At 71.5% G+C, this 26,399-nt stretch carries 26 protein-coding genes; 8 read left to right on the plus strand and 18 right to left on the minus strand.

The window, feature by feature from the left end:
• Nucleotides 1–5 precede the first annotated feature (5 nt).
• On the minus strand, nucleotides 6–563 hold the full coding sequence (locus AC068Z_RS12480; protein ID WP_478554579.1) for an acyl-CoA thioesterase: 558 nt from the start codon (nucleotides 561–563) through the stop codon (nucleotides 6–8).
• A 120-nt stretch (nucleotides 564–683) separates the two neighbouring features.
• On the opposite strand from AC068Z_RS12480, the gene AC068Z_RS12485 reads away from it, so the two are divergent.
• Entirely contained in the window at nucleotides 684–1,955 is a 1,272-nt protein-coding gene (locus tag AC068Z_RS12485) for an LCP family protein (protein WP_478554580.1), read from the plus strand.
• Nucleotides 1,956–2,011: 56 nt separating this feature from the next.
• On the opposite strand, the gene AC068Z_RS12490 is transcribed toward AC068Z_RS12485, so the two are convergent.
• Both AC068Z_RS12490 and AC068Z_RS12495 read right to left on the minus strand, forming a co-directional pair.
• Nucleotides 2,012–2,842 (minus strand): SAM-dependent methyltransferase, encoded by an 831-nt coding sequence (locus tag AC068Z_RS12490; RefSeq protein WP_478554581.1) that lies wholly within the window; start codon nucleotides 2,840–2,842, stop codon nucleotides 2,012–2,014.
• A 148-nt stretch (nucleotides 2,843–2,990) separates the two neighbouring features.
• Complete coding sequence (locus AC068Z_RS12495; protein ID WP_478554582.1) at nucleotides 2,991–4,148, minus strand: acyl-CoA dehydrogenase family protein; 1,158 nt, start codon at nucleotides 4,146–4,148, stop codon at nucleotides 2,991–2,993.
• Between the two features lie 192 nt (nucleotides 4,149–4,340).
• Here AC068Z_RS12495 and AC068Z_RS12500 point away from each other — a divergent pair, with 192 nt between their 5' ends.
• On the plus strand, nucleotides 4,341–5,684 hold the full coding sequence (locus AC068Z_RS12500) for a UDP-glucose dehydrogenase family protein (RefSeq protein WP_478554583.1): 1,344 nt from the start codon (nucleotides 4,341–4,343) through the stop codon (nucleotides 5,682–5,684).
• A gap of 4 nt (nucleotides 5,685–5,688) precedes the next feature.
• Here the strand turns inward: AC068Z_RS12500 and AC068Z_RS12505 are convergent, their stop codons facing one another.
• A complete protein-coding gene (locus AC068Z_RS12505) occupies nucleotides 5,689–6,045 on the minus strand; it encodes a winged helix-turn-helix transcriptional regulator (protein ID WP_478554584.1) in 357 nt (118 codons plus the stop codon).
• A gap of 65 nt (nucleotides 6,046–6,110) precedes the next feature.
• On the opposite strand from AC068Z_RS12505, the gene AC068Z_RS12510 reads away from it, so the two are divergent.
• Entirely contained in the window at nucleotides 6,111–6,761 is a 651-nt protein-coding gene (locus tag AC068Z_RS12510) for an NADPH-dependent F420 reductase (protein WP_478554585.1), read from the plus strand.
• A 293-nt stretch (nucleotides 6,762–7,054) separates the two neighbouring features.
• On the opposite strand, the gene AC068Z_RS12515 is transcribed toward AC068Z_RS12510, so the two are convergent.
• Nucleotides 7,055–7,555, minus strand: a complete 501-nt coding sequence (locus AC068Z_RS12515) for a CGNR zinc finger domain-containing protein (protein ID WP_478554586.1) — start codon at nucleotides 7,553–7,555, stop codon at nucleotides 7,055–7,057.
• 90 nt (nucleotides 7,556–7,645) lie between these two features.
• Between AC068Z_RS12515 and AC068Z_RS12520 the strand changes: the two genes are divergently transcribed.
• Entirely contained in the window at nucleotides 7,646–8,005 is a 360-nt protein-coding gene (locus tag AC068Z_RS12520; protein WP_478554587.1) for a VOC family protein, read from the plus strand.
• 83 nt (nucleotides 8,006–8,088) lie between these two features.
• On the opposite strand, the gene AC068Z_RS12525 is transcribed toward AC068Z_RS12520, so the two are convergent.
• The 4 genes from AC068Z_RS12525 to AC068Z_RS12540 all read right to left on the minus strand — a co-directional run bounded on the left by AC068Z_RS12525 (nucleotide 8,089) and on the right by AC068Z_RS12540 (nucleotide 12,209).
• Nucleotides 8,089–9,213 carry a dipeptidase gene (locus AC068Z_RS12525; protein WP_478554588.1) on the minus strand — a complete coding sequence of 375 codons (1,125 nt, stop codon included), beginning with the start codon at nucleotides 9,211–9,213 and terminating at the stop codon, nucleotides 8,089–8,091.
• A 154-nt stretch (nucleotides 9,214–9,367) separates the two neighbouring features.
• Nucleotides 9,368–10,546 carry a dipeptidase gene (locus AC068Z_RS12530; protein WP_478555344.1) on the minus strand — a complete coding sequence of 393 codons (1,179 nt, stop codon included), beginning with the start codon at nucleotides 10,544–10,546 and terminating at the stop codon, nucleotides 9,368–9,370.
• Nucleotides 10,547–10,551: 5 nt separating this feature from the next.
• Nucleotides 10,552–11,073 (minus strand): 5-(carboxyamino)imidazole ribonucleotide mutase, encoded by a 522-nt coding sequence (gene purE, locus AC068Z_RS12535; protein WP_478554589.1) that lies wholly within the window; start codon nucleotides 11,071–11,073, stop codon nucleotides 10,552–10,554.
• Complete coding sequence (locus AC068Z_RS12540) at nucleotides 11,070–12,209, minus strand: 5-(carboxyamino)imidazole ribonucleotide synthase (RefSeq protein ID WP_478554590.1); 1,140 nt, start codon at nucleotides 12,207–12,209, stop codon at nucleotides 11,070–11,072. Before AC068Z_RS12540 ends, purE begins: the two co-directional genes overlap by 4 nt.
• A 128-nt stretch (nucleotides 12,210–12,337) precedes the next feature.
• Between AC068Z_RS12540 and AC068Z_RS12545 the strand changes: the two genes are divergently transcribed.
• Nucleotides 12,338–12,862 carry a GtrA family protein gene (locus AC068Z_RS12545; RefSeq protein ID WP_478554591.1) on the plus strand — a complete coding sequence of 175 codons (525 nt, stop codon included), beginning with the start codon at nucleotides 12,338–12,340 and terminating at the stop codon, nucleotides 12,860–12,862.
• A 13-nt stretch (nucleotides 12,863–12,875) separates the two neighbouring features.
• On the opposite strand, the gene AC068Z_RS12550 is transcribed toward AC068Z_RS12545, so the two are convergent.
• Entirely contained in the window at nucleotides 12,876–14,144 is a 1,269-nt protein-coding gene (locus AC068Z_RS12550) for an ATP-binding protein (protein WP_478554592.1), read from the minus strand.
• Nucleotides 14,145–14,235: 91 nt separating this feature from the next.
• On the minus strand, nucleotides 14,236–14,913 hold the full coding sequence (locus AC068Z_RS12555; RefSeq protein ID WP_478554593.1) for a response regulator transcription factor: 678 nt from the start codon (nucleotides 14,911–14,913) through the stop codon (nucleotides 14,236–14,238).
• A 501-nt stretch (nucleotides 14,914–15,414) separates the two neighbouring features.
• Here AC068Z_RS12555 and AC068Z_RS12560 point away from each other — a divergent pair.
• On the plus strand, nucleotides 15,415–16,911 hold the full coding sequence (locus tag AC068Z_RS12560) for an oligopeptide:H+ symporter (RefSeq protein WP_478554594.1): 1,497 nt from the start codon (nucleotides 15,415–15,417) through the stop codon (nucleotides 16,909–16,911).
• 61 nt (nucleotides 16,912–16,972) lie between these two features.
• On the opposite strand, the gene AC068Z_RS12565 is transcribed toward AC068Z_RS12560, so the two are convergent.
• The 6 genes from AC068Z_RS12565 to AC068Z_RS12590 all read right to left on the minus strand — a co-directional run bounded on the left by AC068Z_RS12565 (nucleotide 16,973) and on the right by AC068Z_RS12590 (nucleotide 22,324).
• Entirely contained in the window at nucleotides 16,973–18,238 is a 1,266-nt protein-coding gene (locus AC068Z_RS12565) for a hypothetical protein (protein ID WP_478554595.1), read from the minus strand.
• Entirely contained in the window at nucleotides 18,235–19,302 is a 1,068-nt protein-coding gene (locus tag AC068Z_RS12570) for a hypothetical protein (protein ID WP_478554596.1), read from the minus strand. Before AC068Z_RS12570 ends, AC068Z_RS12565 begins: the two co-directional genes overlap by 4 nt.
• Nucleotides 19,299–20,102: a COG1470 family protein gene (locus AC068Z_RS12575; RefSeq protein WP_478554597.1), complete on the minus strand. Its 804-nt coding sequence runs from the start codon at nucleotides 20,100–20,102 to the stop codon at nucleotides 19,299–19,301. The genes AC068Z_RS12570 and AC068Z_RS12575 overlap by 4 nt, the downstream gene beginning before the upstream one ends.
• Before the next feature lie 252 nt (nucleotides 20,103–20,354).
• Nucleotides 20,355–21,056 carry an LPXTG cell wall anchor domain-containing protein gene (locus AC068Z_RS12580; RefSeq protein ID WP_478554598.1) on the minus strand — a complete coding sequence of 234 codons (702 nt, stop codon included), beginning with the start codon at nucleotides 21,054–21,056 and terminating at the stop codon, nucleotides 20,355–20,357.
• A 155-nt stretch (nucleotides 21,057–21,211) separates the two neighbouring features.
• Complete coding sequence (locus AC068Z_RS12585; RefSeq protein ID WP_478554599.1) at nucleotides 21,212–21,724, minus strand: ATP-binding protein; 513 nt, start codon at nucleotides 21,722–21,724, stop codon at nucleotides 21,212–21,214.
• A gap of 222 nt (nucleotides 21,725–21,946) precedes the next feature.
• Nucleotides 21,947–22,324, minus strand: coding sequence for an STAS domain-containing protein (locus tag AC068Z_RS12590; RefSeq protein WP_478554600.1), 378 nt, complete (start codon nucleotides 22,322–22,324; stop codon nucleotides 21,947–21,949).
• A gap of 241 nt (nucleotides 22,325–22,565) precedes the next feature.
• Here AC068Z_RS12590 and AC068Z_RS12595 point away from each other — a divergent pair, with 241 nt between their 5' ends.
• Together AC068Z_RS12595 and AC068Z_RS12600 are read left to right on the plus strand one after the other, a co-directional pair.
• Nucleotides 22,566–23,471, plus strand: a complete 906-nt coding sequence (locus AC068Z_RS12595; protein WP_478554601.1) for an RNA polymerase sigma factor SigF — start codon at nucleotides 22,566–22,568, stop codon at nucleotides 23,469–23,471.
• Between the two features lie 244 nt (nucleotides 23,472–23,715).
• Nucleotides 23,716–25,209, plus strand: a complete 1,494-nt coding sequence (locus tag AC068Z_RS12600) for a ricin-type beta-trefoil lectin domain protein (RefSeq protein WP_478554602.1) — start codon at nucleotides 23,716–23,718, stop codon at nucleotides 25,207–25,209.
• Here the strand turns inward: AC068Z_RS12600 and hutI are convergent, their stop codons facing one another.
• Nucleotides 25,210–26,382, minus strand: a complete 1,173-nt coding sequence (gene hutI / locus AC068Z_RS12605) for an imidazolonepropionase (RefSeq protein WP_478554603.1) — start codon at nucleotides 26,380–26,382, stop codon at nucleotides 25,210–25,212. It abuts the gene before it with no gap.
• Nucleotides 26,383–26,399 lie beyond the last annotated feature (17 nt).

Genomic DNA, 26,399 nt, shown 5'->3' on the forward strand with positions numbered 1-26,399 from the left:
TCCGCCTAGTCCTCGATGCCCTCCGCCGCCCGCTTCTGCCGGAGTTCCATGATGGCCCTGCGGCGGGCCAGGCGGTGGGTGCGGCGGATCTGGGCCTCCTGGTAGCGGCGCTTGTCACGCTCCGTCTCCGGGAGGACCGGGGGCACCCGGCGGGGCTTGCCGTCGGCGTCGACCGCGGCGAAGACCAGGTAGGCCGAGCCGACCTGGGTGGCCGGGGTGGACTCGTTCCAGCGTTCCGCGAGGACCCGGACGCCCACCTCCATGGAGGTCCGGCCGGTCCAGTTGACCTGGGCCTTCACATGGACCAGGTCGCCCACCCGGACCGGCTCGAGGAACGCCATCTCGTCCATGGACGCCGTCACGGCGGGGCCCCCGCTGTGGCGGCCGGCCACGGCGCCCGCCGCGTCGTCGACGAGCTTCATGATCACACCTCCGTGCACGGTCCCCAGCAGGTTGGTGTCACTGTGGGTCATGATGTGGCTCAAGGTGGTGCGGGACGCGGACGTCGGCTTGCCCGGGATGTCCGGGGTGTCCGCTTCCGCGGTGGAGACCTGGTGTGTCATGTCCTCCACCTTATGCCGAGGGACAATCCGTCGACTTTTGTGTTGGCTTCGCAACAGCCGTGCCCCTATTTTTCGTCGACCCTTGTAAGACGCACAGTCGTTCCCTGCACACTGGGGCGCATGAACAACTGGCCCGAGGGATGGTCCGACGACAACCGCGGTGGCGGCTACGGACACGGCAGCGCGAGCGCACAGCCTGATGGCGCCCGCGTCATGCGGCAGGTCCGCCGCGGTCCGACGGCACCGCCCGGCGGGGGCCAGGCGGCACCGCCGTACGGAGTGCCGCAGCAGCAGCCGTACTACGGCGGTCAAGGCGATGACGGCTACGACAGCGGCTACAACACCGGACAGGTCTACGGCGGGCCCCCGAGCGGGCCCGGCGGTGCCGGGACGCGCGAGCCGCAGCCCGCGCCGAACTGGAGACGCCGGATCAAGGTGACCGCGATCACCGTCGTGACCGCGCTCGTCGTCGTCACCGTCGGCACCTACTTCTGGGCCGACTCCAAACTCAACCGCGAGGTCGACCTCTCCAAGGTCATCGACCGGCCGGAGGCGGGCGAGGGCACCAACTACCTGATCGTCGGTTCCGACAGCCGTGAGGGCATGTCCGCCGAGGAGAAGAAGGAACTGCACACCGGGTCCGCCAAGGGCAAGCGCACGGACTCGATGATGATCCTGCACACCGGCGACAACGGCCCGACACTGATCTCGCTCCCCCGCGACTCCGACGTGGAGATCCCCACCTTCGTGGGCTCGGAGTCCGGCAAGACCTACCCGGGCACCGGGCGGCACGTGAAGCTGAACGCCGCCTACGCGGAGGACGGCCCGGAGCTGCTGGTGCGCACGGTCGAGTTCAACACCGGGCTGCACATCGACCACTACGTCGAGATCGGCTTCGCGGGCTTCGCCAACATCGTGGACGCGGTCGGCGGCGTGGAGATCGAGATCCCGAAGGGCGGCATCAAGGACTCCAAGTCCGGGGCCGACCTGAAGGAGGGCAAGCAGACCCTGAACGGCGAGGAGGCGCTCGCCTTCGTCCGTACCCGGTACGCGCTGGCCGGCTCCGACCTGGACCGCACCAAGAACCAGCAGAAGTTCCTCGCGGCCCTGGCCAACCAGACCGCGACGCCGAGCACCGTGCTGAACCCCTTCAAGCTGTACCCGACGATGAGCGCCGGTCTGGACACCCTGATCGTCGACAAGGAGATGGGCCTGTTCGACCTGTCCTCGATGTTCTGGGGCATGAAGGGCGTCACGGGCGGCGAGGGCACGTCCATGAACATGCCGATCTCGGGCTCCTCCGGCGGCAACCTCGTCTGGGACAAGGCGAAGGTGAAGACGCTGGTGGAGCAGCTCAACAACGACGAGAAGGTCACCGTCTCCGGGAACTGAGACCGCGTGACGGACAAGGGCGGTCCCACCGGGCTCGGTGGGACCGCCCTTCGCGTTCACGCCTTGCGGCCCACTCCCCCGAAGTGCGTGACGTCCACGATCTCCGCCTCCGGGGTGTCGGGGCGCCAGCGGGAGCAGGAGACGATGCCGGGCTCCAGCAGTTCCACGCCCTCGAAGATCCGGACCAGGTCGGTGCGGCTGCGCAGGGTCATGGCGGCCGAGCCCTGGCCGTTCCAGTACTCCACCGCCGTCTTCATGGCCTCGCCGTCCACCTCGGTGGTGGGGTGGGAGACGACCAGGTAGCTGCCGGCGGGGACGCCGTCGAGGAGTCGGCGGACGATGGCGGCGGCCTCGTCGGTGTCCAGGACGAAGTTCAGGATGCCCAGCATGGTGATGGCGACCGGGCGGGTCAGGTCCAGGGTGCGGGCGGCGCCCGCGAGGATCGCCTCCGGGTCGTGGACGTCCGCCTCGATGTAGTCCGTGGCGCCCTCCGGCGCGCTGGTGAGCAGGGCGTGCGCGTGGGTGAGGACCAGCGGGTCGTTGTCGACGTAGACGATCCGGCAGGCCGGGTCGACGGACTGGGCCACCTCGTGGGTGTTGTCGGCGGTCGGCAGTCCGGTGCCGATGTCCAGGAACTGCCGTATGCCCGCCTCCCCCGCGAGGTGCCGCACGGCGCGGGCGAGGAAGTGGCGGTCGGCCACCGCCGAGCGGGGCAGGGCCGGCACGAACGACAGGATCTGGTCGCCGACCTCCTCGTCCACCGGGTAGTGGTCCTTGCCGCCCAGCCAGTAGTTCCAGATCCGCGCCGAGTGGGAGACGTCGGTGCGCAGCCGGGCGGTGCGGGCCACGCCCTCGTCGTCGGGCGATGGCGTGGTGAGGTCGGACATGCGTCGGCGCTCCTTCGGACACATACGGTCGGGATGCGCACCAACGTAGGCACAACTCGGCCTCTTCGGCGGGAACTTGACCAAGGTCCCACACAAAGCGAAGGCCCCCGGCGGCTGTTGCGCACCGGGGGCCTCACACGTCCTGCGGTTACGGCAGGTTGCGCGCCATGACGATGCGCTGGACCTGGTTGGTGCCCTCGTAGATCTGGGTGATCTTGGCGTCGCGCATCATGCGCTCGACCGGGTAGTCACGGGTGTAGCCGTAGCCGCCGAGGAGCTGGACGGCGTCGGTGGAGACCTCCATGGCGACGTCGGAGGCGAAGCACTTGGCGGCGGCGCCGAGGTAGGTCAGGTCCGCGTCGCCGCGCTCGGAGGCGGCGGCGGCCTGGTAGGTCAGGGCGCGGGCGGCGGAGATCTTCATGGCCATGTCGGCGAGCATGAACTGGATGCCCTGGAAGTCGGCGATCGGCTTGCCGAACTGCTTGCGCTCCTGGACGTAGCCCTTGGCGTAGTCCAGGGCGCCCTGGGCGATGCCGAGGGCCTGGGCGGCGATGGTGATGCGGGTGTGGTCCAGGGTCTTCATCGCGGTGGCGAAGCCGGTGCCCTCCTCGCCGATCATGCGGTCGGCGGGGATGCGGACGTTGTCGAGGTAGACCTCGCGGGTCGGGGAGCCCTTGATGCCGAGCTTCTTCTCCGGGGCGCCGAAGGAGACGCCCTCGTCGCCCTTCTCCACCACGAAGGCGGAGATGCCCTTGGAGCGCTTGGCGGGGTCGGTGACGGCCATCACCGTGTAGTACTCGGATACGCCGGCGTTGGTGATCCAGCGCTTGACGCCGTTGAGGACCCAGGAGTCGCCGTCGCGGACCGCCTTGGTCTTCATGCCGGCCGCGTCGGAGCCGGCGTCGGGCTCGGAGAGGCAGTAGGAGAACATGCCCTCGCCCTTGGCGAGCGGGGTCATGTAGCGCTTCTTGAGGTCCTCGGAGCCGGAGAGGATCACGGGCAGCGAGCCGAGCTTGTTCACGGCCGGGATGAGGGAGGAGGAGGCGCACACCCGCGCGACCTCCTCGATCACGATGACGGTGGCGAGCGCGTCGGCGCCGGCGCCGCCGAACTCCTCGGGGACGTGAACGGCGTGCAGGTCGTTGGCGACCAGCGCGTCGTGCGCCTCCTGCGGGAAGCGCGCCTCCTCGTCCACCGCGGCGGCGAACGGCGAGATCTTCGCCTCGGCCAGGGAGCGGACGGCGTCGCGGAGCATGTCGTGCTCCTCGGACGGGCGGTACAGGTCGAAGTCAGCCGATCCGGCCAAGGTCTCTCACGCTCCAAAGACGCTGTGATGCTGGCGCTAATTACCGTTAAGTAACTCAAATTTTAGAGGTCCGCCTCCGCCCGTGATACGTGAGCTTGGCGACAGCGGGAAAAGTGCCCGGTGGGGCGCACTCCCACGCCCCGACTATGCTCGGGCGGGCACCGCCGCCGTACCAGTCAATGGAGTCCCCCCATGGCCCTCAAGATCACCGTGATCGGCACCGGCTACCTCGGCGCCACGCACGCCGCGGCCATGGCCGAACTCGGTTTCGAGGTCCTCGGGCTCGATGTCGTGCCCGAGAAGATCGAGCTGCTCCGGCGCGGCGAGGTCCCGATGTTCGAGCCGGGCCTTCAGGAGCTGCTGCGCAAGCACGTGGCCGGGATCGAGGGCTCCACCGGACGGCTGCGGTTCACCATGGACTTCGCCGAGGTGGGGGCCTTCGGCGATGTGCACTTCGTCTGCGTGAACACCCCGCAGCGGCACGGCGAGTACGCGTGTGACATGAGTTACGTCGACGCCGCCTTCGCCTCGCTCGCCCCGCACCTGAAGGAAGCCGCGCTGGTCGTCGGCAAGTCGACGGTGCCGGTCGGTTCCGCGGACCGGCTCGCCGACTACCTCGCCGCGCACGCTCCGGCCGGGGCGGGCGCCGAGCTGGCCTGGAACCCCGAGTTCCTGCGCGAGGGCTTCGCCGTCAACGACACCCTGCACCCCGACCGGATCGTGGTCGGCGTGCGCAGCGAGCGGGCCGAGCAGCTGCTGCGGGAGGTGTACGCGGCGCCGATCGCCGACGGGTCGCCGTTCGTGGTCACCGACTTCCCGACCTCCGAGCTGGTGAAGACCTCGGCGAACTCCTTCCTGGCCACGAAGATCTCCTTCATCAACGCGATGGCGGAGATGTGCGAGGCCTCCGGCGGGGACGTCGCCAAGCTGGCGGAGGCCATCGGGCACGACGACCGGATCGGGAAGAAGTTCCTGCGGGCCGGGATCGGCTTCGGCGGCGGCTGTCTGCCGAAGGACATCCGGGCGTTCATGGCGCGCGCCGGCGAGCTGGGCGCGGACCAGGCGCTGACCTTCCTGCGCGAGATCGACTCCATCAACATGCGCCAGCGCGGCCAGATGGTGGACCTGACCCGTCAGGCGCTGGGCGGGGGCTCCTTCCTCGGCAAGCGGGTCGCGGTGCTCGGTGCGACCTTCAAGCCGGACTCGGACGACGTACGGGACTCTCCCGCGCTGAACGTGGCCGGGCAGATCCACCTCCAGGGCGGCCAGGTCACGGTCTACGACCCCAAGGGCATGGTGAACGCCCGGCGGCTGTTCCCGACCCTCGGGTACGCGGACTCGGCGGTCGAGGCGGTGCGGGGCGCGGACGTCGTGCTGCATCTGACGGAATGGCGCGAGTTCCGCGAGCTGGACCCGGCGGCGCTGGGCGAGGTCGCGGCGGCACGGGTGGTGCTGGACGGGCGGAACGCGCTGGATCCGGTGCTGTGGCGGAAGGCCGGGTGGACGTACCGGGCGATGGGGCGTCCCAAGGCCTAGGCGCCTAGACCTCACCCGCGCGTTCCTGGGCGGCCATCACCTCGTCGCCGTGTTCGAAGGCCCACGCGCCGAACGCCTCTATCGCGGGGAGCAGGGTGCGGCCCAGGTCGGTGAGGGCGTAGTCCACGCGGGGCGGTGAGCCGGGGTGGGAGCGGCGGGTCAGCAGGCCGTTGAACTCCAGGCGGCGCAGGGTCTCCGTCAGGACCTTGGGGCTGATGCCGCCGATGCGCTCGCGCAGCACGCCCGGGCGCTCCGGGCCCTCCCGCAACGCCCAGATCACCACCGCGTTCCAGGTGTTGGCCAGCAGGTCGAAGGCCAGCCGGGCTCGGCAGTCGGCGAGGAAGCTCTGGTCGGCGGTCACTTACCGAATGGTGCCCGAGCCGGTGCCTAATGTCCTTTCCCGAGCGACGACTTGGGAGGGAAGCGATGAGAATCGGGATCATCGGAGCCGGGGCCATGGCCGAGGGGCTCGGTGAACAGTGGAGGCGGGCCGGGCACGACGTCCTCGTGGGGGCGCGGGACGAGGAGCGCGGGAAAGCGGTCGCGGCGCGGATCGGCGCCCGCGCCGGAAGCCTCCGGGAAGCGGTCCTGCACGGTTCGGACGCGGTGCTGCTCGCCGTGCCGTACGCGGCGGCCGTCCCGGTGGTGACCTCGCTGGCGGACGGCCTCGGCGGCCGGACGCTGGTCGACTGCACCAACCCCGTCGGCCCCGGCTTCCGGCTGGAGACCGGCGGCGGGACCTCGGCCGCCGAGCGGATCGCCGCCGCCGCGCCGGGCGCGTACGTCGTCAAGGCGTTCAACCTCTGCCACGAGAGTGTGTGGCGGCTGACCCCGCCCGTCTTCGACGGCCGCCCCCTCGCGGTCCCGCTGTGCGGCGACGAGGCCACGGCCCTTCAGTCCGTACGACGGCTCGTGCGCGACCTGGGCTGTGAGCCGGTGAACGGCGGCGGTCTGGAGCGGGCGGGCCTGCTGGAGGCGACGGCCGCGTTCCTGATCGGCCTGTGGGTGGGCGAGAGCGCCGACGCCCAGGCCATCGCGCCACCACTGCGGTACGCGGGGGTGCTGGGGCGGCCGTAGCGGCCGTCCGTGAAGTCGAGGCCGGTCCGGTACACGGGGGCGCCGGGACGCCCGCAGTGGGCCCTCCGTGAAGGCGACGCCGGTCTGGTACTCGGGGGTCAGCGCGGCCGTACCGGACCCTCCGCGAAGGCGACGCAGGTCCGGTACGCGGGGGTCAGCGCGACCGTAGCGGGCCGCCGTGCAGGCGACGCCGCTTCGGCCGAGGCTCAGTCGGCCGAAACGGCGTCTGCCCGCATTCTGCCGCACACCGGGGCGCACCGGCCCTGGAGTCGACAACAGGTACTCCCGTACCGCTACTTGGCCCGGTACCGCCGCATCTTCGCCCGCGCCCCGCACACCTGCATCGAGCACCAGCGGCCGCGGCCGGCCGGGCTGCGGTCGTAGTACGCCCAGTGGCAGTCGGCGGCCTCGCAGGCCTTCAGGCGGGACCAGGTGCCCGCGACCAGGGACTCGGCGACCGCCGCGGCGACGCGGGAGGCCAGCGGGCCGGCATCCGCGGGGGTGAGGGAGGCCGAGCCGTCGCCCTCGTCGACCGTGACGCGGAGCGGGGCGCGGGAGAGCAGATCCGTCAGGGGGGTCACCTCGCGGTGCGGCAGGTGACCGGCGTGGGCGAGCAGCGTCGCGCGCAGCGACTCGCGCAGTTCCCGGGCCGCGGGGAGCTCCTCCTCGGTCAGCCCCAGGCGTGCCCGGCCCTCCGCGGTGTCCAGCGCGTCGGCACCCGACTCCAGGTCCAGGGTGTTGACCAGCGACTGGACGAGTTCCAGGCCGCCGGGCGCGGGCACTCGGTCATTCATGGTTGCGACGTTACCTCCAATGCGGGAGCATGCAGTAACCGCGTTACCGGATAAGACGCTTTGCCGGTAACCACTCTTCGAGGAGGAGTCATGGCTCTCGCCACACTGGACGTCGTCGTCCTGGACTGCCCCGACCCGCGCGCCCTCGCCGGCTTCTACGCGGGCGTCCTCGGCGGCACCATCGAGGACCAGGGCGACTGGGTGGACCTCAAGCTCCCGGGCGGACGGCAGCTCGCCTTCCAGGAGGCGCCCGGCTTCGTACCGCCGAAGTGGCCCTCGCCGGAGCACTCCCAGCAGTTCCACCTCGACCTCCAGGTCGACGATCTGGACACCGCCGAGAAGGGGGTCCTGGAACTGGGCGCGAGGCCATTGGACACGGAGGACCGCGAGCGCACGTTCCGGGTCTACGCGGACCCGGCGGGCCACCCGTTCTGCCTCTGCGCCGGCTGACCCGGCGGAGGCCGGCGTGACCCTGGCGCGCTTCCGTTCCGTGGTGATCGACTGCCCGCAGCCGCCCGCGCGAGAGCGGAGCGCTACGCGTCCAGTTCCGCGATCTTCGCCCCGGACGGCTCCCGCCGCTCCTGTGCCGCCCGGGCGGTGAAGTCCGCCGTACGCAGGACCCGCTGGACGTTGCCCCAGGTCAGCAGGGCCAGGTCGGTCTCCGTCCAGTCCCGGCGCAGGAGCTCGGCGATCAGGTGCGGATAGCACCCCGCGTCGGTCAGGTCCTGCGGATGCGCCGTGCCGACGTCGTACGTGCCGGACAGGCCCACGCACTCGGTGCCCGCGACCGCGCGCACATGGTCGAGGTGGTCGGCGACGTCCCGCACCGACGGGCCGGTCTGCTCGGCGGTGAGCGGCACCATGCACAGCCCCTTCACCGCGCCCAGCTCGGCCAGCAGGTCGTCGGGGAGGTTGGCCGGGTGCGGGCGCAGGGCGCGGGCCGCCGAGCGGGTGCACAGCACCGGTGTCCTGGAGGCGGCCAGCGCCCGGCGGATCGTCTGCTCGGAGGCGCCGGAGAGATCGGCAAGGACACCGAGCCGGTTCATCTCGCGGACCACCTCCTCGCCGAACCGGGTCAGCCCCGCCTCGCTGGCCCAGGAGGTCCCGGACAGGGTGAGGACCCGCAGGCCCAGACTGTGCAGGACGCGCAGGATGCCGAGGGAGTCGTCCAGCGCGGCGGCCGTGGCCGGGCCCAGCAGCACCGCGGCGCGTCCGCAGTTGCGGGCGTCGATGACCTGGCCCGCGGTGCGCGCGAGCCGTAGCCCTTCGGGGTGGGCCGCGATGACCGTGCGCACCAGGTCCAGCTGCTCCAGGGTCGCGGCGACCGCCCGGTCCGCGGCCAGCCCTTCGGGCAGGTGCAGGGAGCAGAACAGGGCGCCGACATGGCCCTGCCGCAGCCGCGGTACGTCGGTGTCGACCGCGCTCTCCCCCAGTTCCAGGTCGTACCAGGGCAGGTGGCGCAGCGCCCAGGGCAGTCCGCTGTAGCCGTCGGCGACGGGGTGCGCGGCGAGGATGGCCCGGGCGCGTTCCAGGGGTTCGGCGTCCGGGTCGGTGCCGAGCGGGGCGGGCGGCTCCACCGGGAAGGGGTCGGCCAGGGGCAGCTCGTCGAGCGCGCCCACCTCGGCGGCGGTGTGCAGGTCGTCCTGGAGGTCTGCCATGGCGGGCTCCGTACGTGCGCGGTGATCGCTGTACGGCCACCGTCGCACGCGGTACCGGGGCCTTCCTGGTGGACGGGGCGTTCGGGGGTCCGCCGGTTCAGCGACTCCCCGCGGGGGGCGGGGACGAGTCTCCTCGCCCCCGCTCCCGGCGAGCTCACGCGTCCAGTGACTCGATCGTCGCGTTCGAAGGTGCCCGCGTGGCCCGGAGATCGCGGGCCACGTCCTCCGCGGCGCCCAGCACGCGCACGGAGTTCTGCCAGGTCAGCTTGGCCAGGTCGGCCGTGGACCAGCCGCGGTCCAGCAGTTCCGCGAGCAGGTTCGGATAGCCGGAGACGTCGTTCAGGCCGTCCGGGGTGAAGGCCGTGCCGTCGTAGTCACCGCCGATGCCGAGGTGGTCGATGCCCGCCACCTCGCGCATGTGGTCGAGGTGGTCCGCCACCGTCGAGACGGTCGCGACCGGACGCGGGTGGCGCTCCTCGAAGGCGCGGTGCACCTTCATCGCCTCGGCCGTGGTGTCGAGGTGGTGGAAGCCGTGCTCCCGCATGTTCTCGTCCGCCGCGGCCGTCCAGTCGACCGCCGCCTGGAGCACGAACTTCGGCACGAACGTCACCATCGCCACCCCGCCGTTGCCGGCCAGCCGCTCCAGGACGTCGTCCGGGATGTTGCGCGGGTGGTCGCACACGGCCCGCGCGGACGAGTGCGAGAAGATCACCGGCGCCAGGGTGGCGTCCAGCGCGTCCCGCATCGTCGTGGCGGCGACATGGGAGAGGTCGACCAGCATGCCCTCGCGGTTCATCTCCCGCACGACCGCGCGGCCGAACGCCGACAGACCGCCGACGCCGGGCTCGTCGGTCGCGGAGTCCGCCCAGTCCACGTTGTCGTTGTGGGTGAGCGTCATGTACCGCACACCGAGGGCGGCCAGCGCGCGCAGGGTGCCGAGGGAGTTGGCGATCGAGTGCCCGCCCTCCGCGCCCATCAGCGAGGCGATACGGCCCTCCCGCCGCGCCGCCTCCAGGTCGGCGGCGGTCAGCGCGGCCCGCAGGTCGGCCGGATGCCGGTCGATCAGCTGACGTACGCAGTCGATCTGCTCCAGTGTCGCGGTCACCGGGTCCGGCAGGTCCGAGCGGACGTACACCGACCAGTACTGCGCCCCGACCCCGCCCGCGCGCAGGCGGCCGAGGTCGGTGTGCAGATGCGCGCTCTGGTCGGCGGCGATGTCCCGGGCGTCGAGGTCGTAGCGGACCTGCTCGCGCAGCGCCCAGGGCAGGTCGTTGTGCCCGTCGACCACGGGGAACTCCCGCAGCAATTCCCGGGCGGCCGCCACGGAGCCCACGGCCGTCACTTCCCGAAGCCGAAGCCGTTGGACCCCTCGACCTTGGTGCGCAGCCGCCTGCCCTTCTCGGTCGCCTGGTCGTTCAGCTCCTGCTGGAACTCCCGCATCCGGCCGAGGAGCTCCTCGTCGGAGGTGGCGAGGATGCGGGCGGCGAGCAGTCCGGCGTTGCGGGCACCGGCGACGGAGACGGTGGCGACGGGGACCCCGGCCGGCATCTGCACGATCGACAGCAGGGAGTCCATGCCGTCCAGGTACTTCAGCGGCACCGGCACACCGATCACCGGCAGCGGGGTGACGGAGGCGAGCATGCCGGGCAGGTGCGCGGCACCGCCGGCGCCCGCGATGATCACCTTCAGGCCCCGCTCGGCGGCCTGCTCGCCGTACGCCACCATCTCGCGCGGCATGCGGTGGGCGGAGACGACGTCGACCTCGTACTCGATCTCGAAGTCGTCGAGCGCCTGTGCGGCGGCCTCCATGACGGGCCAGTCGCTGTCCGACCCCATGACGATGCCTACAACCGGGCTCATTCGGTGATCGTGCCTCTCAGATAGCCGGCAGCGTGACGGGCGCGCTCCAGCACGTCGTCCAGGTCGTCGCCGTAGGTGTTGACGTGGCCGACCTTGCGGCCGGGCTTCACGTCCTTGCCGTACATGTGGATCTTCAGCTGCGGGTCGCGGGCCATGCAGTGCAGGTACGCGGAGTACATGTCGGGGTAGTCGCCGCCGAGGACGTTGACCATGACCGTCCACGTGGCGCGCGGGCGCGGGTCGCCGAGGGGGAGGTCGAGGACCGCGCGGACGTGGTTGGCGAACTGGGACGTGATCGCGCCGTCCTGGGTCCAGTGGCCGGAGTTGTGCGGGCGCATCGCGAGTTCGTTGACGAGGATGCGGCCGTCGCGGGTCTGGAACAGCTCGACGGCGAGGTGGCCGACGACGCCGAGTTCCTTGGCGATGGTCAGGGCCATCTCCTCGGCCCGCAGGGCGAGGGCCGGGTCGAGGTCCGGGGCGGGCGCGATGACCGTGTCGCAGACGCCGCCGACCTGCTGGGACTCCACCACCGGGTAGGCGACGGCCTGGCCGTGCGGGGACCGTACGACGTTGGCGGCGAGCTCGCGGACGTAGTCGACCTTCTCCTCGGCGAGGACGGCGACCCCGGCCTTGAACGGCTCGGCGGCCTCCTCGGCCGAGTCGACGACCCAGACGCCCTTGCCGTCGTAGCCGCCGCGGACGGTCTTGAGGACCACGGGGAAGCCGTCGCCCTCCTCCGCGAAGGCCACCACGTCGGCCGGGTCGCTCACGATCCGGTGCCGGGGGCACGGGACGCCGATCGAGTCGAGTTTCGCGCGCATCACCCCCTTGTCCTGGGCGTGCACGAGCGCGTCGGGCCCGGGGCGCACGGGGATGCCGTCCGCCTCCAGAGCCCTGAGGTGCTCGGTCGGTACGTGTTCGTGATCAAAGGTGATCACATCGCACCCGCGCGCGAATTCACGCAGCGTGTCGAGGTCGCGATAGTCGCCGATGACGACATCGCCGACGACCTGCGCCGCGGAATCCTGGGGGGTGTCACTGAGGAGCTTGAACTGGATGCCCAGCGGGATGCCTGACTCGTGTGTCATACGCGCGAGCTGGCCCCCGCCGACCATGCCGACTACCGGGAACGTCACGCCCCTAGGGTATCGGCCACGCCGACGCGGCTGATTTGCGTGCCTGTATGCCGGTCCACAGGCAATCGCGCGGAGGGGTGGTTAGCATGGCTTGGTTGACGAAACCGACCGACGGGGGCTTTCACTCCATGGGACGTGGTTCCTCCGGACTGCTGCGACGCTATGCGCACGAGGTCGCCAAATTCGGCGCCGTGGGCGGAGCGGGGCTGCTGGTCAACCTCGGCGTCTTCAACCTTGTGCGGCACGTCACAGACCTTCAGGTGGTGCGGGCCAGCGTGATCGCGACGGTCGTCGCGATCGCCTTCAACTACGTCGGTTTCCGCTACTTCACGTACCGGGACCGCGACAAGAGCGGCCGTACCAAGGAACTCTCCCTGTTCCTGCTGTTCAGCGCGGTGGGCCTGGTGATCGAGAACGGCGTCCTGTACGCCGCGACGTACGGCTTCCACTGGGACAGCCCGCTGCAGAGCAACGTCTTCAAGTTCCTCGGCATCGGTGTGGCGACCCTGTTCCGCTTCTGGTCCTACCGCACGTGGGTCTTCCGCACCCTGCCCGCCCGGGAGGCGGTGGCCAGCGCCGAATCGTTCCTGGAGGAGGCGACGCCGCGCCAGCGCCGGGGCGGCACTCCCCAGACCGTGGGCCGCCGCCCCTGACGTCCGGGACGGGTCACCGCACGGTCGGGGTCGCGTCTCCCGTCGGCTTCGCCGGGGTGCGGGACAGGAACAGGCCGAAGACCGGGGGCGTGGCCTGGAGCATCTCCAGCCGGCCGCCGTCCGCCTCCGCCAGGTCGCGGGCCACGGCCAGACCGATGCCGGTGGAGTTGCGGCCGCTGATCGCCCGTTCGAAGATGCGCGCCCCCAGGTCGGCCGGGACTCCCGCGCCCTCGTCCGTCACCTCGATCACGGCCTGGTTGCCGGTGACGCGGGTGCGCAGCGCCACCGTGCCGCCGCCGTGCATCAGGGAGTTCTCGATCAGCGCCGCCAGGACCTGGGCCACCGCCCCCGGCGTCCCCACCGCCTGGAGGTTGCGCTTGCCGGAGCTGACGATCGCCCTGCCCGCGCTGCGGTACGCCGGGCGCCACTCCGCCACCTGCTGCTGGATCACCTCGTCCAGGTCGAAGGTGACCGCCGAGCCCGTACGCGGGTCCCTGGAGTTCGTCAGGAGGCGTTCCACCACGTCCGTCAGGCGTTCCACCTGCGTCAGCGCGATCGTCGCCTCCTCCTTCACCGTGTCCGGGTCGTCGGTGAGGGTGATCTCCTCCAGCCGCATCGACAGCGCGGTCAGGGGCGTGCGGAGCTGGTGGGAGGCGTCCGCCGCCAGTCTGCGTTCCGCCGTCAGCATCCGCGCGATGCGCTCGGCGCTGGCGTCCAGGACGTCGGCCACCCGGTCCAGCTCCTGGACGCCGTAGCGCTTGTGGCGCGGTCGCGGGTCCCCGGAGCCGAGGCGTTCCGCCGTCTCGGCGAGGTCCGTCAGGGGCGAGGCCAGCCGGTTCGCCTGGCGCAGGGCCAGCAGGACCGCCGCGATCACCGCCAGCAGCGCCACCGCCCCGATGATCAGCAGTGTCCGTCCGACCTCACGGGTCACCGTCGAGCGGGGCTCCTGGACGGTGACCGTCTCGCCCTCCTCGCCCTTGGCGGTGGAGCTGGTGGTGTCGCCGGTCGGCTTCCTGCCGATGGCGATGGGCTTCTCCCCGGGCACCCGGATCACCGCGTAGCGGTCCTTGGGCACCTGGTCGCGCAGCATGTCCGCGGTGACGGCCCCGGTCGCGATCAGCCTGCTGTCCACGATGGACGCGAGCCGCACCGCCTCGGAGTCCACCCGCTCCTGGGCGGTGCTGCTGATCGTGCGGGTCTCCACGATCACCAGAGAGACCCCGAACACGGCGATCACGACGAGCACCACGGCGAGGGTGGACTGGATCAGTCGGCGGCGCATGGAACTCGCTTACTCGGCATTTTCTCGAACCTGCCCGGCTCTCCCGGACCCGCTCAGCTCTTCTCGACCTGTCCGGCTCTCCCGGTCCCGCTCAGCTCTTCTCGAAACGGAAGCCCACGCCACGCACGGTCGCGATGTACCTGGGGTTCGCCGCGTCGTCGCCGAGCTTCTTGCGCAGCCAGGAGATGTGCATGTCGAGGGTCTTGGTGGACGACCACCAGGTGGTGTCCCAGACCTCGCGCATCAGCTGGTCCCGGGTCACCACCCGGCCCGCGTCCCGGACCAGCACCCGCAACAGGTCGAACTCCTTGGCGGTGAGCTGGAGCTCCTCCTCGCCCATCCACGCGCGGTGCGACTCGACGTCGATGCGCACCCCGTGCGTGGCCGGCGGCTGCTGCGGCTCAGCGGCGCCGCGCCGCAGCAGGGCCCGGACCCGGGCGAGCAGCTCGGCGAGCCGGAAGGGCTTGGTGACGTAGTCGTCGGCGCCCGCGTCGAGCCCGACGACCGTGTCGACCTCGTCGGCCCGCGCGGTCAGGATGAGGATCGGCACGCTGTGGCCCTCGGCCCGCAGCCGCCGGGCCACCTCCAGGCCGTCCATGCCGGGCAGCCCGAGGTCCAGCACCACGAGGTCGATGCCGCCCTTCATGCCGGCTTCGAGCGCGGTGGGGCCGTCCTCGCGCACCTCGACCTCGTACCCTTCCCGGCGCAGTGCGCGGGCCAGCGGCTCCGAGATGGACGCGTCGTCCTCGGCGAGCAGTACACGGGTCATGAGCTGATGGTAGTCCGCCCATGACAAGAGCCGGGGCGGGATGGCGGCGAGTGATTCTCACCTCGCGCCTACCGGCTTCTTACTTTGGTATGAACCATTGGTCACCTGGTGCGATCCTGGTAATGACCTTCGAATGGGGGTGTGCGGTTCCCTCGACACCTGTGATCCGCGTCTCAAGTCCTTCCATTTCAGGCACTGTCCTGCCGTATGGTGATTGAACGCCTGTAGCACCGCTGGGACCTTTCGCGACGCATCCGACGCTGAAGGTCTCTTTTGTGTGCGGGCCGGTTTCGGCCGGCCTCGAAAGGAATGACCTGTGGCCGGGCCTCGTAGCGCATCGTCGCGCGCAGAGGCGTGGATCCCGGTGGTCGGTGTCCCCCGCTCCGTGACCCGGAGCGGATTCCCCTGGGCGTGGGGTGGACGGTCCGGCCGTGCCGGTGCCGGCCGCCCCACCGGGCGCGCAACGCTCCAGCCGCGCGTCCCGACCAGCAAGGAACGACCATGGCGTCCAGCCTGACGAAGGACTCGGTCACCCCGGGCACCCCCGGCTCCGAGCGGACCTTCTTCGGCCACCCCCGCGGACTGGCCACTCTCTTCATGACCGAGATGTGGGAGCGGTTCTCCTACTACGGCATGAGGGCTCTGCTCCCGCTCTACCTCGTGGCGCCGGGTGGTCTCCACCTCGACGCGGCCACGGCCACAGCGATCTACTCCGTGTACGTGTCGCTCGTGTACCTGCTCGCCATGCCCGGCGGCTGGTTCGGCGACCGCGTCTGGGGTCCGCGCAAGACCGTCGCGGTCGCCGGTGCGGTGATCATGCTCGGCCACCTCACGCTGGCCCTGCCCTCCTCGGGCACCTTCTTCGCCGGTCTCGGCCTGGTCGCGATCGGCTCGGGTCTGCTGAAGGCCAACATCTCCACGATGGTCGGCCACCTCTACGACGGCCCGGACGACCCGCGCCGCGACGGTGGCTTCACCGTGTTCTACATGGGCATCAACCTGGGTGCCTTCGCCGCGCCGCTGATCATCGGCACCATCGGTGAGAGCGTGAACTGGCACCTGGGCTTCGCGCTCGCCGCGCTCGGCATGGCGCTCGGCCTCGCCCAGTTCCTGATCGGCAGCCGCAACCTCTCCGAGCGCTCCAGCGTCGTCCCGACGCCGCTGTCCGCCGCGGAGAAGTCCGCCACCCTGCGCAAGGCCGCGATCTGGGCCGGTATCGCCGTGGTCTTCTACGCGATCGTCGGCTTCTCCGGCAACTACACGCTGAACTGGATCCTGGTTCCGCTGACCCTGCTCGGCGTGATCATCCCGACGATGGTCCTGGTCCGCATAAAGCGCGACAAGGACCTGGACCGCACCGAGCAGAAGTCGATGTCCGCGTACATCTGGTTCTTCGTCGCCGCGGCCGTCTTCTGGATGATCTACGACCAGGGCGGCTCGACCCTGTCGATCTTCGCCGACTCCTCCGCCGAGAACTCCGTCCTCGGCTGGGAGTTCCCGGTCTCCTGGTACCAGTCGGTCAACCCGGTCCTGATCATGGCCCTGGCACCGGTCTTCGCCTGGTTCTGGCTCGCGCTGAACCGGCGCGGCAAGGAGCCCAGCACGGTCGTGAAGTTCGCCTCGGGTCTGGTCCTGGTCGGCGCGTCCTTCTTCCTCTTCCTCGCCCCGCTGTCGATCGCCGAGGGCGGTCACAAGGCGGCCGCGATGTGGCTGGTGGCGATCTACTTCGTCCAGACCGTCGGTGAGCTGCTGGTGTCGCCGGTGGGTCTGTCGGTGACGACGAAGATGGCGCCGGCGAAGTACGCCTCGCAGATGATGGGTGTGTGGTTCCTGGCGGTCACCGCCGGTGACGCCACGACGGGTCTGCTGTCCATCGGCGGTGTCGACCTGAACAAGACGGGTGTGGTGGCGCTCGAGGCCACGCTCGCCGTGGTCGCGGGTGTCGCCGTGTGGATGTACCGCAAGCGCGTCAAGGAGCTCATGGGCAGCGTCAACTGACGCCGGTCCGAGCCGGATGGGGCCGCTGCGATCCGACCGGGTCGCGGCGGCCCCGTCGCTTCTACCGGGTCCTTCCGCGGGGCAGCAGCGTGAAGATCGCCGCCCCCAGCAGCACCGCCGTCCCGGCCACCAGGCCCAGCGCCTTCAGGGTGCCGTCGTCCTCCGCGCCCGTCTCCGCCAGGCCGCCGTCCGGGGTCGTACCGCCCGAGGACGCGGAGCCGCCCGAGGCCGACGAGCCGCCGGCCGCGCCGCCCTCCTGCTCGGTCGTGTCCAGCGTCAGGGAGACCTCGGTCCGCTCCGGGGTGCAGGTCGTCGTCGTGCCCAGGGCCTCGATGGTCAGCACGCCCGGGGAGAGGGTCGACTCGCCGCTCGCGCCCGGCTTGTAGGTGCCCTTGAGGTCGGGGATCTCGATCGGCTCGCCCGCCTTGATGGCCTCGGCGTTGGCCGGGCCCTCGACGTGGACCGTGCCCTGGTCGGCGCCGCCCAGGGCCACCTCCATGGACGGCTTCACCGAGTCCTTGGGGATGTCGGCGGGGCTGTCCATCACCGACTTCTTGAACTGGACGGTCAGGTCGAAGCCGCCGCCGTCCCTCTTCGCGTCGATCTGCACCGGCGAGGTCGCGTTCTTGTCGCCGATGGGGGTCTTGCAGGCGTAGGGGACCTGGACCTCCTTGCCGGTGAAGTCGGTCTGACCGCCGCCGTCGCTCTCGGAGGGGGTCGCCGTGGGCGAGGGCGCCGGAGTCGTAGGCGCGGGGCTCGTAGGCGCTGGGCTCGTAGGCGTCGGCGTCGAGGGGTCGCCGTCCCCCGGAGTCACCTGGATCGTCGCCGCCGGCTTCACCGCCTCCGTCGGCGCGCACTTGGTGTCCGTCGACATGGCGTTGATGGCGTACGCGTCCGGCGTCAGCGTCACCTCCCCGGGCGCCGTCAGCTTCAGCGTGCCCTTCATGTCGGACAGCAGCATGTCGCCGCCCTTGGGGATCGCCGGGTTCTCCCGCGGCCCCCGCATCGCGAGGTCCGTGCTCTGGGCGCCCGCCGCCTTCAGCGTGCCGCTCGGCTGCACGGAGTCGGCGGGCAGGTCGATCAGGTCCGGATTCCTGGAGGCGGCCTGGACGAACGTCCACACCACCTCGACCTCGTCGCCGACCTTCGCGGCGGCGGGCGCGGTGATCTCCACCTTCGTCGTGCCCTGGACCGGCGGCAGCCCCGAGATGCCGGGCGGGACGCACTCGGTCGCGTACGACACCTCCGCCGCCTCGGCCGGCCCCGCGGCCAGGCCGAGCAGCAGCACCGCCGCGGCGACCGGCGGGACTCTCCTTCGCTTGCTCACGTGGGTCCTTTCCTGGTGGGAGTCGTAGGACTCGTCGGGCTGTCGTCGTGCGGTGCGGAGAACCGGCCGGCCGTCCCCGGATCGGCGTCCGGGGTGAACCACGGCAGAGTCGAGGAAACCGAATGCCTGGCCTGTGCGCGAGGCTTCAGCCCCGGCAGGCGCAGGGCGAGTCCGGGAGGGCGCGGGGCGCGCCGGCGGACGTGCGGGCGGGGCCGTACCCGGTCCACGACCGCCATGCCGACGCGGAACACCGCGGCCGGCACGACCAGGCAGACCAGGACCCAGAACAGGGTCACGCCCCAGGGGCGGCCCACGCCCCAGGGCTGCTCGGCCATCACCTTCCCGCCGTACTTCAGCGAGACGGTGTAGTCGCCGTGGGCGCCGGCGGCGAGTTCGACGGGCAGTTCGATCCGGGCCTTGCCGCCCGGCCGGATCGTGCCGCGCCACTGCTGTTCCTGCCACTCGGGGGCGAACACCCCGTGCGAGGTGCCCACTTGGAACAGCGGGTTCTTCACGGTCGCGGTGCCGACGTTGCCGACGGTGAACACCAGGGTCCGGGCGGGCGGGGCGCCGAACCAGGTGAGCAGGCCGCTGGAGCCGTCGAGGCGGGTGTCGGTGAGGACGGAGAGGCGTCCGCCGGACGCGTCCGCGGGCAGCGGCTCGACGGCGTGCCCGGCGACCTGGAAGGCGGCGTCGGCCTCGGCCCGCGCGCCCTGGACCGTGGCCACGTGCACCACACAGGGGCAGGGCACCGGCGGTTCGGCCACCGGCAGCTTCCGGCTGAACCGGCCCTCGGCGTCGGTCGTCACGGCCCGTCCGTCGGCGTTGGCACAGGAGTTGGTGCCGCCGGTCACGCCCGAAGCGGGCACCGACTGCCCGCAGATCAGGATCATCAGCAGCGCGCGGGGCCGCCAGCCCTCCCCGGTGACGGTGATCGAACCACCCGTGCCCGCCTGGGACTTGGAGGTCTCCACGGTCGGCGGATCGGCGGCACCGGCGGGCGCCACCGCGAGCGCCAGGAGCAGCAGGGCGAGCAGCGCCGAGATCCGCACTTTGCCGTTCACCGCACGGCTCCCGTCAACTCGGCCTCCGCAGAGGGAACTTGTCGTGCACGGCGCCGGTGACGCCGTACGAGGAACGCGGCGCCGACGGCCGCGCCGCCCGCCACCGGGGCCCACGGCACATGGCCCACCGAGGTCCGTGCCGTGTCGCGCGCGCCTCCCTGGGCGGTCACCGTGAGGCGGACGTCGGCCGCGTCCAGGGCGGGGCGGTCGGGCCAGGGTTCGGTGAGCTTCGCCCGGTGGCCCGGGGGGAGTTCGACGGGGAGGGTGCGGGCCGGACGGTCCAGGAGGGGGCCGAGGAGGCCGTCGGCGCGAACGGCGAGGCGCGGGACGAGGGTGGTCGTGCCGCGGTTGACGATCTCGTACGTGATGCTGTCGCCTCGGACGCGCAGGTGCTCGACCGTCAGGGCGGACAACTCCGGGATCCTGACCCGCAGTCGGAGGGTCACCGAGCGGGGGCCGCCCCCCGGGCCGCGGGCGACGATCTCGGCGGAGCGGTCGGCGCCGGGGACGGTGACCGTGAAGGGGACGTCGGCGCGGGTACGGGGCGGGACGCGGATCGCGGAGCGGGCGAAGGCGACCTCGGCGCCGGTGGCGGAGAGCCGGACGGTGACCGGGTCGCCGCCGCGGTTGGTCACCGACACCGTGTCCTGGAGGACCGCCCCGGGCGCGCCCTCGGCGTAGAAGGAGGGGCGCCCGCCGCCGGAGGGCGCGACGGACCAGTCCCCCGCGGCGGCCGCGGGCGGGGCGGCCGCCAGCAGGAGCAGCAGGGCGGGGACGAGAACACGGGAGGTCGGCGACATCGGCGGCTCCAACGGTCGTACGAAATCCTCAACGGCGAACCGTCCGGCTGCACCGCGCCCTCAGCGACGAACCGTCCGGCTCTACCGCCACCTCGGCGGCCAACCGTCCGGCGGCGCCGCGCCCTCAGCGGCGAAACGTCCGGTGGCACCGCGCCCTCAGCAACGAACCGCCCGGCTCCACCGCCACCTCAGCGGCGGACCATCCAGCTCCAGCCCCACCTCGGCGGCCAACCACCCGGCTTCACCGCCACCTCACCGGCGGACCGTCTGGTTCCGTCGTGTCAGCCACAGGGCGCCGGCCGCCCCCGCGAGCAGGACCGTTCCGCCGAGGGTGCCGAGGGCGACGGCCGAGTCCTCGGGGCCGGTCTGCGGGAGATCCGAGCCGGAGCCCGAGCCGGATTCCGAGCCGGAGTCCGAGCCGCTCTGCGGGGTGCCGCCCCCGCCGTCGGCCGCCTTCGCGTCCAGTGTCAGCGCGGGGCCCGGACTGTTGGACGGGGTGCACGTCGTCGTCGTGCCGAGCGCCTTGATGGTGAGCACGGCCGGGGTGAAGGTGACCTCGCCGGACTTCTTCGGGGTGTAGGTCCCCGTGAGGTCGTTGATCTTGATCGGGGTGTTGGCCGGGATGGCCTCCTGATTGGCCGGACCGGTCACCGTCAGGGTGCCGCTGTCGGCGCCGCCCAGCTTGATGGTGGCGCTCGGGCTCATCGCCCCCTTGCCCAGCTCGACCGGGCTGGAGGAGACGCCCTTCTGCCAGGACATGGTGATCTTGTAGCCATCGCCGCTCCGCACGCCCTTGATGTCGATGGGCGAGACGGCGCTCTTGTCACCGATCGGTGTCTTGCACTGGTAGTTGACGTCGACGACCTCGGCTCGGGCGGCGGGGGCGGCCATCAGCACCGCCGAGCCGGCCAGGGCCGCGACGGACGCGAGCGCGGTTCGTTTCCGGTACGACACGGTTCCGCTCCCTCTCGATTCCTGACGGCACATCAGATCGGGCCGTCAAGGTACGCCCGGGGCCGAGAGGAGGGAAGACAAGTCACGCGCCGGAGTTGTGACGATCCGGCGCGCACGAAAGGGGGTTCGAGTGGAGCTGGTGACCCGGGATGACCCTAGGCGGGGGCGCCGAGCTCCGCCCAGACCGTCTTGCCCGTGCCGCCGGGGGTCCGTACGACCCCCCAGTCCAGGCAGAGTCGCTGCACGATGAACATGCCGTGTCCGCCGGGACGCCCCGCGCGGTGCGGGGTCCGGGGCGCGGGCTGGCCTGCACCCCGGTCGGAGATCTCCAGCCGGATCACCTTGTTGTCGCAGCTGATCCGGAGCCGGTCGGGGCCCTCCGCATGCAGGCACGCGTTGGTGACCAGCTCGGACACCACCAGCAGCACGTCCTCCGCGGCGGCCCGCTGATCGGCTCCGGCCGCGGGCAGCCAGCCCCAGGCGTACAGCGCCTGACGGGTGAAGTCGCGGGCCAGCGGCACGACGCCGCTCTCCCCGGCGAGGCTCAGGGTGCGGACCTGCCCACCCGCCACCGGCTCAGGCTGCCCGGAGGGCTCGTCGGGCATCCCGGAAGCGCCGCCTGGCTCAGGGCCGCGGTCGCCCGGCGAGTAGGGCCGGGTGGTGCTCATCAGCGCTTCACCTCACCGATTCACCAGTTCACACTTGAAGAAGATCACTCAGTACCCAGATCCGGTCGGGGGTCCGTGCCGCCACGACAGCGACATGCTCAGGATGACTCCTGCCCGGGCGGACCGGTGGAACACCCCCGTATTCGGCACGAATCACGTGACGTCCGGACAGTGGCGTTCCACAGGGGGCACCGGATGCGGCGCGCGGGCCGCCGGACCGGCTCAGTCGGCCTCTCCGGCCAGGGCGGACGCGAGGCTGTCGTGGACGACGAATACCGCGTCGGCCCCGGTGATCTCGAACACCCGTGCGACCACTGGCTGCATCGCGGCGAGGTGCACGGCGCCGCCCGCGGCCTCGGCCTTCAGCCGGGCACCGAGCAGAACATTGAGCCCTGTGGAGTCACAGAAGTCGAGCCGTGCGCAATCGACGACCAGCCGACTGAACCCCTTCTCGAGGCAGTCCTCGAGTGGCTCACGCAACAAATCGGCGGTGTGGTGATCCAACTCACCTACGGGGGTCACGACGGCACTGGAGCCCTCTTCCCGCACCTCCACCAGAAGTCGGCCAGACTGTGTGCTGCCGACTGTCCCGCGGTCCATGCCGTCTCTCACTCCTGACGTCGTGGCTGCTGACTGACGCCCCCGAACATTACGCCTTCCCTCCGCCCTTCGATACCCGAACATCCACCCGCAAACGGACATTTCGCCACAGAACGCACTTGCGATGTGCTGCGAAAAACGGGTAGGGCTAGTAGAGACACGTAACCGACACGGCCGGCTTTGGAGGCGCCGCACACCGCAGTGCACGCACAGGCTTCGGCAGCCGTATTTGCCGAGAACGATGGAGGACATCATGTCACCCCGGCTCGACGCCTCGCATACCGACGAAGCGACGTCGACAAACCCCCCGGAACATCTGGCTCCCATCGAGCAGGACGACGTACTCGCCGGACTTCCGGAGATCCCGCCTTACGACGAGGTGGGCCCGGTGGACGCACGGGCCCTGTCCAAGACCCTCTTCGCGCGGCTGGAGTCGCTGGAGGAAGGGACCCACGAGTACTCGTACGTCCGCAACACGCTCGTCGAACTCAACCTCGCGCTGGTCAAGTTCGCCGCCTCCCGCTTCCGCTCGCGCAGCGAGCCCATGGAGGACATCGTCCAGGTCGGCACCATCGGCCTGATCAAGGCGATCGACCGCTTCGAGCTCAGCCGCGGAGTCGAGTTCCCCACTTTCGCGATGCCCACCATCGTGGGCGAGATCAAGCGCTTCTTCCGTGACACCTCCTGGTCCGTGCGCGTGCCGCGCCGGCTCCAGGAACTCCGCCTGGACCTGGCCAAGGCGGGCGACGAACTGGCCCAGAAGCTCGACCGCGCCCCGACGGTGGCCGAGCTCGCCGAGCGCCTCGGGATCTCCAACGACGAGGTCGTCGAGGGCATGGCCGCTTCGAACGCCTACACCGCCTCCTCGCTGGACGCCCAGCCGGAGGACGACGACGCCGAGGGAGCGCTGGCCGACCGGATCGGCTACGAGGACCACGGACTCGAAGGCATCGAGTACGTCGAGTCGTTGAAGCCGCTGATCGCCGAACTCCCGCCCCGGGACCGGCAGATCCTCTCGCTCCGGTTCGTCGCCGGCATGACCCAGTCGGAGATCGGCGAGGAGCTGGGCATCTCCCAGATGCATGTCTCGCGGCTGCTCTCCCGGACGCTGGTGAGGCTGCGCAAGGGGCTGACCATCGAGGAGTGACGGTCGAGGACTGGCGGTCGATGAATTGCCGTCGAAGGATGACCGTCGAAGGATGCCCTGAGCACGTGTCCCACGGCCCGGTTCCCGCGAGGGAGCCGGGCCGTCCGGGTGTCTCCGCCCACCCGCCGTCTCTTTCTGTGCGCCCGCTGTGAGTTACCCACGGAAACACTTTCCCCCGGACTTGCCGTCCACCACTATGTGCCGTCATACCCGCCGGTAGGTGTGGGCTGCGAGGAGGCAGTGGATGGTGGCGTGGGCCGACGAGACTGACGCACGGCTGACCGAGCTGATGCGGGCCGACTCCACCACCGCGTACACCGCGCTCCAGGAGCTGCGCGCCCGGCACCGGCCCGCCGTGGTGGCGTACGCCCGGCTGTGCACCACGAGCGACTCCGTGGCCCGGCAGCTCGCGGGACAGGTCTTCACCCTCGCGGCCCGCGAGACGGCCCGCGGCATCGACCCCGGCGGGCCCTGGCGGCACCGGCTGCTGCTGCTCACCGGGCGCCTCGCCGCGTCCTGGGCCGCCGACGAGCGCGCGGCGGGTCTCGACCCCGGGCTGCTGCTCGTGCTCAACGCGGCGGGCCCGTCAGGACCCGTGCCGCCCATGCTCGGCGCGTTCCAGTCGCTGCCCGCCCGCGCGCAGGGCGTGCTCTGGTACGCCGTGGTGGAGCGCGAACCGGACGAGCGTACGGCCGGCCTCGTGGGCCTCACCCGCGAGGACGTGACCCACGGCACGAGCGCCGCGCTCCACCAGCTCGGCCGCGCCTGTCTGCGCGCCCGCCTGGCCGCCTCCGCCGACCCCGACTGCCGCGACTTCCACCGGCTGATCGAGGAGTCGGTACGGCCGGACAGCCCGCGCGGGAGCACCGATCTGCACGCCCACATGGCCCGCTGCGCGACCTGCACGGTCGCCTGCGAGGAACTCTCCGCCCTGCGCGACGACCCCCGCAGGACCCTCGGCGAGGGCCTGCTGCCGTGGGCGGGCACGGCGTACGTCCTGGACGACCCGGCGCCCGGGGACGCGGAGCCCAGGGCCACGGCAGGCACCGGCTGGCCGCTGTCCCGGCGGTACGCGCTGATGTCTGCGGCGCTGGGGGTGGCCCTGGCGCCGCTGCTGGTCTTCCTGCTCGCCCGGGGCGGATCCACGACGGACGGCCAGGATCCGGTGAGCGCGGTGAGCAGCCCGACGAGCGCACCCCCGGTGACCGTGACGGCGACGGTGTCGGCGACTGCCGCGACCTCGCCCTCACCGTCCCGGACGGCGAAGTCGCCGTCCCCCACGCGGAGTTCGTCGCCGACGCCGTCGAGGACGCCGAGTGCGACGCCCACGCCGACGTACCGGCCGCCGGGACCGTCGTACGCGCGCGTGGTGAACGTCGCCGACGGGCTGTGCCTGGACATCCGCGACGGGGACATGGACAACGGCACGGACGTCGTCGCCGCCCCCTGCGACTCCTCCCGCACCCAGCTGTGGCGGGTCGACGCAGGGCGCGGTGTCGTGCAGTCGTACGAGGACCCCTACTACTGCCTGGACAGCCGGGGATCCGTGGAGCGGGGCGTCGGCATCTGGGACTGCTCCGCGATCGAGCGGAGCCCGAACCTGCGGTTCGCGGTCGACGCGCGCGGGGTCATCCGGCCGGGCATCGCCCCGGACCACGCCGTGGCCCCGTCCGGGGGCGGCTCGGTGTCCCTGGTCGCGGAGGCGGGGCAGGCGCGGCAGCGGTGGCGGGCCGGATGATCAGGACTGGCGTACGCCCTTCCGCCACACCCCGCTGACCAGCGGTACACCGGGGCGGTAGGCCAGGTGAACGTGGCTCGGGGCGTCGAGGAGGGTGAGGTCGGCGCGGGCGCCCGGGGTGATCCGGCCGATGTCGTCGCGGCGCAGGGCCGCCGCGCCGCCCGCCGTGGCCGACCAGACCGCCTCGTCCGGGGTCATCCCCATGTCCCGTACCGCGAGGGCGATGCAGAACGGCACCGACGAGGTGAAGGACGAACCCGGGTTGCAGTCGGTGGACAGGGCGACGGTGACGCCCGCGTCGAGGAGACGGCGCGCGTTCGGCCATTCGGCGCGGGTGGAGAACTCGGCGCCGGGCAGCAGGGTGGCGACGGTGTTGCCGCCGGCCAGCGCGTCCACGTCGGCGTCCGTGAGGTGGGTGCAGTGGTCGGCGCTGGCCGCGTCCAGCTCGACGGCGAGCTGGACGCCGGGGCCGTAGGAGAGCTGGTTGGCGTGGACGCGGGGGTGCAGCCCCTTGGCCTTGCCCGCCGTCAGGATCGCGCGGGCCTGGTCGCCGTCGAAGGCGCCCTTCTCGCAGAAGACGTCGATCCAGCGGGCGTACGGGGCGCAGGCGTCGAGCATCGCGCCGGTGACGAGGGCGACGTAGCCGGCCGGGTCGTCGGCGTAGTCCGGGGAGACGATGTGGGCGCCGAGGTAGGTGACCTCGTCGGTGTGGGCGGCGGCGATGCGCAGGGCGCGGGCCTCGTCCTCGACGGTCAGGCCGTAGCCGGACTTCGTCTCGAAGGTCGTGGTGCCCTGGCGCAGGGCCTCGGCGAGGTAGCGGGTCAGGCCCGCCTCCAGCTCGGCGTCCGTGGCCGCCCGGGTCGCGGCGACCGTGGTCCGGATGCCGCCCGCGCTGTACGCCCGCCCGGACATCCGGGCGTTGAACTCCTGCGTCCGGTCGCCCGCGAAGACCAGGTGGGAGTGGGAGTCCACGAAGCCCGGCAGGACCGCCCGACCGCCCGCGTCGACCCGGTTGTCAGTGGCGGGTGCTTTGCTTGATTCACCGGTCCACGCGACGCGGTCGCCGTCGATGACGACGGCCGCGTCCTGGATCAGACCGAGGGGGGAGTTGTCGCCGAGGGAGGGGTCGTTGGTGACGAGCGTGGCGATGTTGGTGATGACGGTGCTGCTCATGGCGTCCTCGTGGGTGG

The sequence above is a fragment of the Streptomyces sp. NPDC043726 genome (assembly GCF_056436565.1).